The 12,986-nt window shown below is 69.9% G+C and carries 9 protein-coding genes; 8 read left to right on the top strand and 1 reads right to left on the bottom strand.

Features of this window, described 5'->3' with window-relative positions; genetic code table 11:
* The first annotated feature begins 28 nt into the window (after nucleotides 1-28).
* Nucleotides 29-523, top strand: coding sequence for a GNAT family N-acetyltransferase (locus OFY01_RS27605; protein ID WP_266604414.1), 495 nt, complete (start codon nucleotides 29-31; stop codon nucleotides 521-523).
* A gap of 33 nt (nucleotides 524-556) precedes the next feature.
* Here the strand turns inward: OFY01_RS27605 and OFY01_RS27600 are convergent, their stop codons facing one another.
* The gene (locus tag OFY01_RS27600; protein WP_323135571.1) at nucleotides 557-1,690 is read right to left on the bottom strand and encodes an IS630 family transposase; all 1,134 of its coding nucleotides are present in this window, start codon (nucleotides 1,688-1,690) and stop codon (nucleotides 557-559) included.
* A 166-nt stretch (nucleotides 1,691-1,856) separates the two neighbouring features.
* Here OFY01_RS27600 and OFY01_RS27595 point away from each other — a divergent pair, with 166 nt between their 5' ends.
* The 7 genes from OFY01_RS27595 (at nucleotide 1,857) to OFY01_RS27565 (ending at nucleotide 12,784) form a co-directional block, all read left to right on the top strand.
* Complete coding sequence (locus OFY01_RS27595) at nucleotides 1,857-2,633, top strand: DsbA family protein (protein WP_266604410.1); 777 nt, start codon at nucleotides 1,857-1,859, stop codon at nucleotides 2,631-2,633.
* Nucleotides 2,634-2,736: 103 nt separating this feature from the next.
* Nucleotides 2,737-3,726, top strand: coding sequence for a prolipoprotein diacylglyceryl transferase (lgt, locus tag OFY01_RS27590; RefSeq protein ID WP_266604408.1), 990 nt, complete (start codon nucleotides 2,737-2,739; stop codon nucleotides 3,724-3,726).
* A 261-nt stretch (nucleotides 3,727-3,987) separates the two neighbouring features.
* Entirely contained in the window at nucleotides 3,988-4,719 is a 732-nt protein-coding gene (locus OFY01_RS27585) for a VIT1/CCC1 transporter family protein (RefSeq protein WP_266604406.1), read from the top strand.
* 364 nt (nucleotides 4,720-5,083) lie between these two features.
* On the top strand, nucleotides 5,084-9,709 hold the full coding sequence (gene gltB / locus OFY01_RS27580) for a glutamate synthase large subunit (protein ID WP_266604404.1): 4,626 nt from the start codon (nucleotides 5,084-5,086) through the stop codon (nucleotides 9,707-9,709).
* Nucleotides 9,702-11,165 carry a glutamate synthase subunit beta gene (locus tag OFY01_RS27575; RefSeq protein ID WP_266604402.1) on the top strand — a complete coding sequence of 488 codons (1,464 nt, stop codon included), beginning with the start codon at nucleotides 9,702-9,704 and terminating at the stop codon, nucleotides 11,163-11,165. The genes gltB and OFY01_RS27575 overlap by 8 nt, the downstream gene beginning before the upstream one ends.
* Nucleotides 11,166-11,409: 244 nt before the next feature.
* The gene (locus OFY01_RS27570; RefSeq protein WP_266604400.1) at nucleotides 11,410-11,643 is read left to right on the top strand and encodes a hypothetical protein; all 234 of its coding nucleotides are present in this window, start codon (nucleotides 11,410-11,412) and stop codon (nucleotides 11,641-11,643) included.
* 13 nt (nucleotides 11,644-11,656) lie between these two features.
* Complete coding sequence (locus tag OFY01_RS27565) at nucleotides 11,657-12,784, top strand: hypothetical protein (protein WP_266604398.1); 1,128 nt, start codon at nucleotides 11,657-11,659, stop codon at nucleotides 12,782-12,784.
* Nucleotides 12,785-12,986 lie beyond the last annotated feature (202 nt).

The following is a 12,986-nucleotide window of genomic DNA, read 5'->3' as shown; positions in this document are numbered from 1 at the left end:
GGGTGGGCGAGCTGGAAGGCTCCCATTCATGCCGATCTTGGTCAGGGCTGCAGAGCGGGAGGACGTGCCCGCGCTTGTTCGCCTGCGTCTCGCGAATGCTGAAAGGCATGTCCAACTCGATCCGGCCATCTACCGCGTGCCCGACGTCGAGGCCGTGCGCAGGCATTTCGAGGAGGTGCTTGCGGCCGAGCCCAAAGTGCTGATCTTGGTTGCCGAGGTGGTGGGCGAGGTAGTGGGCATGGTGGAAGTAGTCCTGCTGACGGATCCCCCGGACCATCAGATCCTGGCTCCCCGCCGCGCGGCCGAGATCCACACCGTCGTCTTGGACGGGCATCGCGGCGAGGGCGTCGGGGCGGCCTTGCTGATGGCGGCGGAGAAGGCCGCCGCGGAGCGCGGTGTCTTGATCATCTATGCCGGCATCTTCGCGCCGAACAAGGAAGCCGTTCGCTTCTACTCTTCGGCTGGCTTCGGGCCGCGCGGGACCTTGCTGAGCAAAGAGCAAGACCCGCCCTCGGCAGGCTGATACGTCTCCGTCCGGAGAGCGGGTGGCCGGCTGCTATGCGATGTTCGCCCGAGCCACGACCTTGCGGAGTCGTTCGTCAGCGGCGTGCTTGTTCCGCCAGATCATGTAGCGGCGGATCATGCTGCCCTGATCCTTGTGGGTGGCGTGGTCGGTGCCGTCGAGGGTGAAGTAGCGCAGGGCGGTGAACTGGGCCTCGATGCGGTTGAGCCAGGAGCTGTTGGTCGGGGTGTAGGCGATCTCGACGTTGTTCGCGGCTGCCCAGGTGCCGACCCGGTGACACTTCTTCGTGGTCAGGTGCGGGGAGAAGTTGTCGCAGACGATCGCGATGCGGGTCTCGGGCGGGTAGAGGCTGCGCAGGTAGCGGCAGAACTCCAGGAACTGTGTCCGCCTCTTTACCGGCTTGATGTGGCCGTAGAGCTTGTCTTTGGTCAGGTCCAGGGCTGCGAACAGGTGCCGTACTCCGCCGTAGCGGTTGTAGGTGGCCCGGCGCCTGCGGCGGGGGGCGCGGTCGGGGTCCTTGTGCTTGCCGCCGCGCTCGGCCCACTGCCGACCGGGGTGGGGCATCAGGTTGAGCGGGCCGAACTCGTCCACACAGAAGACCACTTCGGGCTCGTCGTCCTCGGGTATCACCTCACCGTCGGCGATCGCATAGAGGTGCTCGACCCGGGCCTTCTTGGCCGCGTAGTCGGGGTCGCGGGAGGTTTTCCAGGTCTTTATGCGTTGAAAGGAGACGCCTTCCTCTCGGAGCAGGATGCGCAGGCCCTCGTGGCTGATGTCGTCGACCACCCCCTCGGCGACCAGGAAGTCCGCCAGCTTGGTCAGGCTCCAGGTGGAAAACGGCAGGTCGTGCTCAGTGGGCTTGGACTTGGCGATCTTCTTGATCTCGCGCCGCTCGGGCAGAGTGAAGGTCTTCGGCCGGCCGCCCTTGTACTTGGGATAGAGGGAGTCGAAGCCGTCGGTGTTGAAGTTGTGAATCACATCGCGGACCCGGTCATCGCTCGTGAACGACACCTCGGCGATTTTCGCCACCGGCATGCCCTGCGCGGACAACAGGACCATCTGGGCCCGCCGCCAGGTCACCACCGATCCGGTGCCCCTGCGAATGATTCGCAGAAGCCGCCTGCCTTCGTCATCGTCGATCTCACGGACACGTACTCGTTCTGCCACCCGCACAGCCTGACGGCAACACGCCGAACGGAACGGAACCCGAGCGGCGCGTCACATCACAACAGGGCAAACGTTGCCTGATGCGGCACTAGCACGAGATCACCCGTACGGGTGGAAGTCGGACGGGGGAGGCACGCCGGTGGCTCCCCCGTTCGTTGGCGCGGTTGTGAGCGAGAAGAACCGAGAGGGAAAGCGCACGGCCCGCGAGCGGCTGGCCGTAGAGCGCGAGAAGCAGAAGGCCGCGGAGAAGCGGCGTCGTACGTTGATCGTGGCGGCGGCCGTCGTGTGCGTGCTCGGCCTGGCCGCCGTGATCGGCGTACTCGCCGCGAATTCGGGCGGCTCCAAGAGCTCCAGCGACGCCTCGGGCCCCGTGGTGGCGCCCAGCGGAGCCACCGGGCAGGGCGACACGGCGATCCCGGTGGGCAAGGACAGCGCCAAGTCGAAGCTCGTCGTCTGGGAGGACTTCCGCTGCCCCGCGTGCAAGGCATTCGAGGACGCGTACCGCTCGACGATCCACGAGCTGACCGGCGCGGGCCAGCTGAAGGTCGAGTACCACTCGGTCCGGCTCATCGACGGCAATCTGCGCGGCAGCGGCTCCCTGCACGCGGGCAACGCGGCGGCGTGCGCGCAGGACGCGGGCAAGTTCACCGCGTACCACGACGTGCTGTACGAGAACCAGCCCGAGGAGACCGATGACGCGTACGCGAACAACGCGAAGCTGATCGAGCTGGCCCGCAAGGTCCCCGGGCTCGTCACCGACTCCTTCAAGGCGTGCGTCGACAACGGCACGCACGACGGCTGGGTCGACAAGTCCCACGCCGCCTTCCAGAAGGCGGGCTACAGCTCCACGCCGACGGTGCTGCTCGACGGCAAGAACCTCATGCAGGACACCACCATGACCCCGGCCAAGCTGAAGAAGACCGTCGAGGACGCCAACAAGTGACCTCGACGGCAGGCGGCGGACGGGTGGACCCTTAAGTTGTGACGCAGCCGTAGCCGGGCTGCCCGACGCAGGCGCGGCCCGGCACGGTAGCGTCGACCTTGCCATGGAACTTGCCTACATCCCCAGCCCCTCGCGCGGAGTGGTCTACCTCGGACCCATTCCGCTGCGCGGCTACGCGTTCTGCATCATCATCGGCGTCTTCGTGGCCGTGTGGCTCGGCAACAAGCGCTGGATCGCCCGCGGCGGACGGGCCGGCACGGTGGCCGACATCGCGGTCTGGGCCGTGCCGTTCGGCCTGGTCGGCGGCCGTCTGTACCACGTGATCACGGACTACGAGCTGTACTTCGTCCAGGGCCGTGACTGGGTCAACGCCTTCAAGGTCTGGGACGGCGGCCTCGGCATCTGGGGCGCCATCGCGCTCGGCGCGGTCGGCGCGTGGATCGGCTGCCGCAGGCGCGGCATCGCGCTTCCGGCGTACGCCGACGCGATCGCGCCCGGCATCGCCCTCGCGCAGGCCTGCGGCCGCTGGGGCAACTGGTTCAACCAGGAGCTGTACGGCGGTCCCACCCATCTGCCCTGGGCGCTGAAGATCACCTCGGACACGAACGGCCGGGTGCCGGGCCTGTACCACCCGACGTTCCTGTACGAGTCGCTGTGGTGCGTCGGTGTCGCGTTCCTGGTGATCTGGGCGGACCGCAAGTTCCGGCTCGGGCACGGGCGGGCCTTCGCGCTGTACGTGGCCGCGTACTGCGTGGGCCGAGCCTGGATCGAGCACATGCGGGTCGACTACGCCCACCACATCCTGGGCCTTCGGCTCAACGACTGGACGGCGCTGATCGTCTTCCTGCTCGCCGTGCTGTACATCGTCCTGTCGGCGCGGATGCGTCCGGGCCGCGAGGAGACCGTCGAGCCGGGTGCGGCCGAGGAGAGCGAGGACGGCGCCGCCGCCGAAGACGCGACGGGTCGCGAGGACGCGGGCACGGCGGAGGCCGAGGCCGCGGGCGTGGACACCGCCGACGAGGCCGAAGACTCCACCGGCAGCGGGAAGAAGACCGTCGACGCCAAGAGCGGCTCGCCGACCGAACGGACCTGAGGCCCGGCCGCCGGGCCCGGCGGCCCCGCACGACGCCACGAGGGCGCCGAACCACACGGTTCGGCGCCCTCGCCATGCCGGTGTGACCTACCTCACGCGCGGCGCGCGGGTCTCTTCGGGAAGATCCAGGTCAGCGCCCGCCCACAGTGTTGCGCAGGGCGCAAAACCGCAGGTTAGTACGGCCTTCCTTGCTAGCGGAGGCCGATTTTCGTGCGTACTTTCGGTTCCCGTAAGCGACACAGGGGAGCGGGGTTCACCACCATGGCCATCATCGACACCGAGGCGACGCTGCACGACGCGCACCGGGACAACCACACCCACCGCGACGTCAACGGCGGCTGGCTGCGCCCTGCGGTGTTCGGCGCCATGGACGGTCTCGTCTCGAACTTCGCGCTGATGGCCGGTGTCGCGGGCGGCGCCGTCTCGCAGCAGACGATCATCATCACCGGCCTCTCGGGCCTGGCGGCCGGAGCCTTCTCCATGGCCGCCGGCGAGTACACCTCCGTCGCCTCCCAGCGCGAGCTGGTCGAGGCCGAGCTCGACGTCGAGCGCCGCGAGCTGCGCAAGCACCCCGCCGACGAGGAGCGGGAGCTCGCCGAGCTGTACGTCTCCCGGGGTGTCGACGCCGACCTCGCCCGCGAGGTGGCCCGGCAGCTCTCCCGCGACCCCGAGCAGGCCCTGGAGATCCACGCCCGCGAGGAACTGGGCATCGACCCGTACGACCTGCCCTCGCCGACGGTCGCCGCGGTCTCCTCTTTCGGGTCGTTCGCGCTGGGCGCCCTGATCCCCGTACTGCCGTATCTGCTGGGGGCGAGCGCGCTGTGGCCCGCCGTGCTGCTCGCACTGCTGGGGCTTTTCGCCTGCGGCGCGGTCGTCGCCAAGGTGACGGCGCGTACATGGTGGTTCAGCGGGCTGCGACAGTTGGCGCTCGGCGGAGCCGCCGCCGGTGTGACGTATCTCCTGGGCACTCTCTTCGGAACCGCAATAGGTTGACGGCCCCCCGCCGCCACCGGAAGATGGCAGCACACGAAGATGGCTATACAGGGCCTTGCATAAGTAGTTGTTACTGGACGGTTTCAGCTGCTTGACCACGGGGCATGAGCCGTAAGCGCTGTGAGCAACGAAGCCCCGGTGCGCCAGGTCTCCGGTCATCGATCTGCCCGCAAGACCTCCTCCCGCCGCCACCCGCGGCGTCCGCATGTTGGAACGAGCTTTCCACTTCTCGGGAAACAGTCCATCGTGTAACCTGCTCGAAATTTTGCATCAGCACGCACTTCTCCGTGCCCAGCAGTACCTCGCAGAGGGCCAATGTCGTCCCTCGGCAGTCACGAATGCCACGACGACGACGGGAGAGCCGATGCGTACGCCGCGCCAGCCGTCCCAGCACTCCAACAGCGCCCAGGGATGGGCGCTGCCGGATGCTCGCCCTGCCGCCCAGGGCATGTACGACCCGCGCAACGAGCACGACGCCTGCGGCGTCGGCTTCGTGGCCACCCTCACCGGCGAGGCGAGCCACACGCTGGTCGAGCAGGCGCTCACCGTTCTGCGCAACCTGGAACACCGCGGTGCCACCGGCTCCGAGCCGGACTCCGGCGACGGCGCGGGCATCCTGTCCCAGGTTCCGGACGCCTTCCTGCGCGAGGCGGTCGACTTCGACCTGCCCGGGGCCGGAGCGTACGCCGTCGGTATCGCCTTCCTGCCCGATCGGGGCGCGGGGGACACCGAGAACGCCGTCTCGCAGATCGAGACGATCGCCGCCGAGGAGGGCCTGACCGTCCTCGGCTGGCGCGAGGTCCCCGTCGCGCCCCAGCTGCTCGGCGCCACCGCCCGCTCGACGATGCCCGCCTTCCGGCAGCTCTTCGTCGCGGACCGCGCCCCCAGCTCCGCCGAGGGCATCGCCCTGGACCGCAAGGCGTTCGTGCTGCGCAAGCGCGCCGAGCGCGAGGCCGGGGTGTACTTCCCGTCCCTGTCGGCCCGCACCATCGTCTACAAGGGCATGCTGACCACCGGCCAGCTCGAGCCCTTCTTCCCGGACCTGTCCGACCGCCGCTTCGCCTCGGCGATCGCTCTCGTCCACTCGCGCTTCTCCACCAACACGTTCCCGTCGTGGCCGCTGGCGCACCCGTACCGGTTCGTCGCCCACAACGGTGAGATCAACACCGTCAAGGGCAACCGCAACTGGATGCGCGCCCGCGAGTCGCAGCTCGCCTCCGACCTGTTCGGCAGCGACGAGAACCTCGCGCGGATCTTCCCGATCTGCACCCCCGACGCCTCCGACTCCGCCTCCTTCGACGAGGTCCTTGAGCTGCTGCACCTCGGCGGCCGTTCGCTGCCGCACAGCGTCCTGATGATGATCCCGGAGGCATGGGAGAACCACGCCTCCATGGACCAGGACCGGCGCGCCTTCTACCAGTTCCACTCCACGCTGATGGAGCCCTGGGACGGCCCGGCCTGCGTCACCTTCACCGACGGCACCCAGGTCGGCGCGGTCCTCGACCGCAACGGTCTGCGCCCCGGCCGCTACTGGGTCACCGACGACGGCCTCGTCGTCCTCGGCTCCGAGGTCGGTGTCCTCGACATCGACCCGGCCAAGGTCGTCCGCAAGGGCCGCCTGCAGCCCGGCCGCATGTTCCTCGTCGACACCGCCGAGCACCGCATCATCGAGGACGACGAGATCAAGGCGTCCCTCGCCGCCGAGCAGCCGTACGCGGAGTGGCTGGAGGCGGGCGAGATCGAGCTCTCCGACCTGCCCGAGCGCGAGCACATCGTGCACACGCACGCCTCCGTCACCCGCCGCCAGCAGACCTTCGGCTACACCGAGGAAGAGCTGCGCGTCATCCTCGCGCCGATGGCCAAGGCCGCCGCCGAGCCGATCGGCTCCATGGGCACGGACACCCCGATCGCGGCGCTGTCCGAGCGCCCCCGGCTGCTCTTCGACTACTTCACCCAGCTGTTCGCGCAGGTCACCAACCCGCCGCTGGACGCGATCCGCGAGGAACTCGTCACCTCGCTGCGCTCCTCGCTCGGCCCCCAGGGCAACCTGCTGGAGCCCACGGCGGCCTCCTGCCGCAGCGTCACCCTGCCGTTCCCGGTGATCGACAACGACGAGCTGGCCAAGCTCATCCACATCAACGCCGACGGCGACATGCCCGGAATGAAGGCCGCGACCCTGTCCGGCCTGTACCGGGTCTCCGGCGGCGGCGACGCCCTCGCCGCCCGTATCGAGGAGATCTGCACGGAGGCCGACGCCGCCATCGAGGCCGGTGCCCGCCTGATCGTCCTCTCCGACCGGCACTCGGACGCCGAGCACGCGCCGATCCCGTCGCTGCTGCTCACCTCGGCCGTCCACCACCACCTCATCCGTACGAAGCAGCGCACCCAGGTGGGGCTGCTCGTCGAGGCCGGTGACGTGCGCGAGGTCCACCACGTGGCGCTGCTCATCGGCTTCGGCGCCGCGGCCGTCAACCCGTACCTCGCCATGGAGTCGGTCGAGGACCTGGTCCGCGCCGGCACGTTCCTGACGGCCGACGAGGACGGCGGGGCCGAGCAGGCCATCCGCAACCTGATCTACGCCCTCGGCAAGGGCGTGCTGAAGGTCATGTCCAAGATGGGCATCTCGACCGTCGCCTCCTACCGCGGCGCCCAGGTCTTCGAGGCCGTCGGCCTCGACCAGGCGTTCGTCGACAAGTACTTCAACGGCACCACCACCAAGATCGGCGGCGCCGGTCTCGACGTCATCGCCGGTGAGGTCGCCGCCCGCCATGCCAAGGCGTACCCGGCCAGCGGTATCGCGCCCGCGCACCGCGCGCTCGACATCGGCGGCGAGTACCAGTGGCGCCGCGAGGGCGAGCCGCACCTGTTCGACCCGGAGACGGTCTTCCGCCTCCAGCACGCCACGCGCTCGCGCCGCTACGACATCTTCAAGAAGTACACGGACCGCGTGAACGAGCAGTCCGAGCGGCTCATGACGCTGCGCGGCCTGTTCGGCTTCAAGGCCGGCGACCGAGAGCCCATCTCGATCGACGAGGTCGAGCCGGTCAGCGAGATCGTCAAGCGGTTCTCGACCGGTGCCATGTCGTACGGCTCCATCTCGCGCGAGGCCCACGAGACCCTCGCCATCGCCATGAACCAGCTGGGCGGCAAGTCCAACACCGGTGAGGGCGGCGAGGACCCGGACCGCCTGTACGACCCGGCGCGCCGTTCGTCGATCAAGCAGGTCGCCTCCGGCCGCTTCGGTGTGACCTCCGAGTACCTGGTCAACTCCGACGACATCCAGATCAAGATGGCCCAGGGCGCCAAGCCCGGTGAGGGCGGCCAGCTGCCCGGCCACAAGGTCTACCCGTGGGTGGCCAAGACCCGGCACTCGACGCCGGGCGTGGGGCTCATCTCCCCGCCGCCGCACCACGACATCTACTCGATCGAGGACCTGGCCCAGCTGATCCACGACCTCAAGAACGCCAACCCGGCGGCGCGTATCCACGTGAAGCTGGTCTCCGAGGTCGGTGTCGGCACGGTCGCGGCCGGTGTGTCCAAGGCCCACGCGGACGTCGTGCTCATCTCCGGCCACGACGGCGGCACGGGCGCCTCCCCGCTCACCTCGCTCAAGCACGCGGGCGGCCCCTGGGAGCTCGGCCTCGCCGAGACCCAGCAGACGCTGCTGCTCAACGGCCTGCGCGACCGGATCGTGGTCCAGACGGACGGCCAGCTCAAGACCGGCCGTGACGTGGTCATCGCCGCGCTGCTCGGCGCCGAGGAGTTCGGTTTCGCGACCGCGCCGCTCGTCGTCTCCGGCTGCGTCATGATGCGCGTCTGCCACCTGGACACCTGCCCGGTCGGCATCGCCACCCAGAACCCGACGCTGCGCGAGCGGTTCTCCGGCAAGCCCGAGTTCGTCGTCAACTTCTTCGAGTTCATCGCCGAAGAGGTCCGCGAGCTCCTCGCCGAGCTCGGCTTCCGCTCCATCGACGAGGCCGTCGGCCACGCCGAACTCCTCGACACCGAGCGGGCCGTCAACCACTGGAAGGCGCAGGGCCTGGACCTGGAGCCGCTGTTCCACGTGCCGGACCTGCCCGAGGGCGCCGTCCGCCACCAGGTCGTCGGCCAGGACCACGGCCTGGAGAAGGCGCTCGACAACGAGCTGATCAAGCTCGCCGCCGACGCTCTCGCCGCGGGTGACCAGAACGAGGCCCACCCGGTGCGCGCCCAGGTCGCCATCCGCAACATCAACCGCACGGTCGGCACCATGCTCGGCCATGAGGTGACGAAGAAGTTCGGTGGCGCGGGCCTGCCCGACGACACCATCGACATCACCTTCACGGGCTCGGCGGGCCAGTCGTTCGGCGCGTTCGTGCCGCGCGGTGTCACACTGCGCCTGGAGGGCGACGCCAACGACTACGTCGGCAAGGGCCTGTCCGGCGGCCGGATCGTCGTCCGCCCGGACCGCGGCGCCGACCACCTGGCCGAGTACTCGACCATCGCCGGCAACACCATCGCCTACGGCGCGACGGGCGGCGAACTGTTCCTGCGCGGCCGCACCGGCGAACGCTTCTGCGTGCGCAACTCCGGCGCCACGGTCGTCTCGGAGGGCGTGGGCGACCACGGCTGCGAGTACATGACCGGCGGCCACGCGGTGGTCCTCGGCGAGACGGGCCGTAACTTCGCGGCCGGTATGTCCGGCGGCATCGCGTACGTCATCGACCTGGACCTCGACAACGTCAACGTCGGCAACCAGTCGGCCGTCGAGCCGCTGGACGAGACCGACAAGCAGTGGCTGCACGACGTGGTGCGCCGCCACCAGGAGGAGACCGGCTCCACGGTCGCCGAGAAGCTCCTCGCCGAGTGGTCCGTGTCCGTGGACCGCTTCAGCAAGATCATCCCCAGCACGTACAAGGCAGTGCTCGCCGCCAAGGACGCCGCCGAGCGAGCCGGTCTCTCCGAGACCGAGATCACCGAGAAGATGATGGAGGCGGCGACCAATGGCTGACCCCAAGGGCTTTCTCAACCACGGCCGCGAGGTCGCCCGGACGCGCCCCGTCGGCGAGCGTGTCAAGGACTGGAACGAGGTCTACGTTCCCGGTTCCCTGCTGCCCATCATCAGCAAGCAGGCGAGCCGCTGCATGGACTGCGGCATCCCGTTCTGCCACAACGGCTGCCCGCTGGGGAACCTGATCCCCGAGTGGAACGACTACGCGTACCGCGGCGACTGGGGCGCCGCGTCGGAGCGGCTGCACGCCACCAACAACTTCCCGGAGTTCACCGGCCGCCTGTGCCCGGCTCCGTGCGAGTCGGCGTGTGTCCTCGGCATCAACCAGCAGCCCGTCACCATCAAGAACGTCGAGGTCTCGATCATCGACAAGGCGTGGGACACCGGTGAGGTGGCCCCGCAGGTGCCCGAGCGGCTCTCCGGCAAGACCGTCGCGGTCATCGGCTCGGGTCCGGCGGGTCTCGCCGCCGCCCAGCAGCTGACCCGGGCCGGTCACACGGTCGCGGTGTACGAGCGCGCCGACCGCATCGGCGGTCTGCTCCGCTACGGCATCCCCGAGTTCAAGATGGAGAAGCGCCACATCAACCGCCGCATCGAGCAGATGCGCGCGGAGGGCACCAAGTTCCGCACCGGTGTCGAGGTCGGCCGCGACATCGACGCGGCGGGCCTGCGCAAGCGCTACGACGCGGTCGTCGTCGCGGCGGGCGCCACCATCTCCCGCGACCTGCCGGTGCCCGGCCGCGAGCTGAACGGCATCCACTTCGCCATGGAGTACCTGCCGCTCTCCAACAAGGTGCAGGAGGGCGACTACGTGCAGCCGCCCATCACCGCCGAGGGCAAGCACGTCGTCGTGATCGGCGGCGGCGACACCGGCGCCGACTGCGTGGGCACCGCGCACCGCCAGGGCGCCGCCTCGGTGACGCAGCTGGAGATCATGCCGCGCCCGAACGAGGAGCGGGACCCGGCCGCTCAGCCGTGGCCGACCTTCCCGATGCTCTACAAGGTCACCTCGGCCCACGAGGAGGGCGGCGAGCGGGTCTACTCCGTCTCCACCACCCACTTCGAGGGCGACGAGGACGGCAACGTCCAGTGGCTGCACCTCGTCGAGGTCGAGTTCGTCGACGGCAAGCTCAACCAGAAGCCCGGCACCGAGCGGAAGATCCCGGCCCAGCTGGTCACCCTCGCGATGGGCTTCACCGGGACGGACCAGGACAACGGTCTGGTCTCCCAGTTCGGCCTGGACCTCGACGCCCGCGGCAACATCGCCCGCGACGCCGACTTCCAGACCAACGTGCCGGGCGTCTTCGTGGCCGGTGACGCCGGCCGCGGCCAGTCGCTCATCGTGTGGGCCATCGCGGAGGGCCGCTCGGCCGCCCGCGGCGTGGACCGCTTCCTGACCGGCGCCTCGGACCTGCCGGCCCCGATCAGTCCGACGGACCGCGCACTCGCCGTGTGACGGCCGCGTGATGTCCTTGTGACGATCACCCCTTGAACGTCCCGTACAACGGCGTACGGAACTGAGCGCGACGCTCGCCCGAACTGTCCCCGACCGGACGACTGGGCGGGCGTCGCGGTGCGTTCGGGGCCCGTCCGTGGTGCCTGAGGGACATAGGTCGTGCCGGAGACCGCGCCCGCTATTGACTAAAAGTCAAACCGGGGCCAGTCTCGGGCCGAACCGTCGTTTCTACCGGGGAGGTCCCGTGACCAAGGCGACAGGAGCAGGGCCGGGGGCGGCCGGGCTCAGTGCGGAACTGGGCAGTCAACCCCCTCCCTCCTTCCAGGAGTTGACGGAAGATCAGCAGGCCGTGCTCGTCGACGCGCTGCGCCGAGAGCGCGACAGCAGGGCCTCGGGCCTCGGCGAGGCCGCCGAGGAAGCACTGAAGCTGGTGCCCGCGCTCGCCCGTGGTCCCGTCCGCCGGATCCTGTTCCGCTGAGGAGGTGCCCACCATGACCGCGACGACTGCCACCACCGTCACCGACACGCTCCAGAACCGCGCCGAAGTCCTCAAGACCGGGCAGGCGCTGGGGATCGAGCCCGAACGCCTCGACTTCCTGACCGCGCTGCCCGCCGCCGACGTGCGCCGCTTCCGCGAACAGGCCGTCGCCGCGCTCTTCGACGGCGCGCCGGAGATGCTGGACCGGATCGCCGCCGCCACGAAACTCGTCCCGGCCGGGATCGCGGCGGCCATCTCGCAGAAGGCCCTCGGGCCGCGCCTGGCCGCCGCCGTCGCCGGACGGCTCGACCCGGCACGGGCCGCCGACATCATCGAGAAACTGCCCGTCGCCTTCACGGCCCGTGCCTGCGCCCACCTCGACCCGCGCCGCATCGCGGGCATCGTCGACCGGCTCGACGAGGGCCTCGTGGTCCGCATCGCGGTCGACCTCGCCCAGCAGGGCGACCACCTCACGATGGGCCGCTTCGTGGGCTACCTGCGCGACTCCGCCCTCACCCGCATCCTGCCGCAGGTCGACGACGCGGCCGTGCTGCGCACCGGGTTCCTCGTCGACCGGCCCGAACAGCTGGGCCGCATCGTCGCGCTGATGGGCGAGGAGCGGCTCGGCTCCGTCATCGCCGCCGCCTCGGGCGAGAGGCTGTGGCCGGAGGCGCTCGCCGTCGCAGGGATGGTCACGGGCGAGCAGCGCACGCGGATCGCGGAACTGGCCGCGGACCAGCCGCGCGAGGGCCTCGAAGCGCTGGTGGCGACCGTGGCCGAACAGGACCTGTGGGAGTCCCTCCTCCCGCTGGTCGCCCTCCTCGACGACGCGCGGCGCCGCACCGTGGCCGCGCTGCCCTCGCTGCGCGACGACGACCTGCTCGCCGACGTCGTACGGGCCGTCGTGGCGACGGGCCTGTGGGGCGAGTTCCTGCCTCTGGTGGAGGTGCTCCCCGCGGAGTCGCGCGCCGTGGTCGCCGAGGCGGCGGGCGCCCTGCCGGAGGACGACCTGGACGCGCTCGCCCGTGAGGTCGACAAGCGTGACCTGTGGGACGTGGTGCTACCGCTGGTGGAGCTGATGTCGGACGAGGCGAAACAACGCGTCTTCGCCCTGCCGACGTTCCGGGACGCGGGGGCTTGAGGGGAGGGAGAGGCTGGGCGCGGGGCTGAGCTGAGGGGAGGGGAGAGGAGGGGGGAGTCTGGGCTCGGGGCTGAGGGGAAGGGAGGCTGGGCGCGAGGCTGAGGGGGGAGGATGCTGGTGCGGCTGTGCGGCTGTGCGGCTGTGCGGCTGTGCGGCTGTGCGGCTGTGCGGCTGTGCGGCTGTGCGGCTGTGCGGCTGTGCG

This window comes from Streptomyces beihaiensis (genome assembly GCF_026274175.1).
GTDB lineage: Bacteria > Actinomycetota > Actinomycetes > Streptomycetales > Streptomycetaceae > Streptomyces > Streptomyces beihaiensis.
Note: the sequence above shows the minus strand (reverse complement) of the source record. Positions and strands in the feature narration are given on the sequence as shown.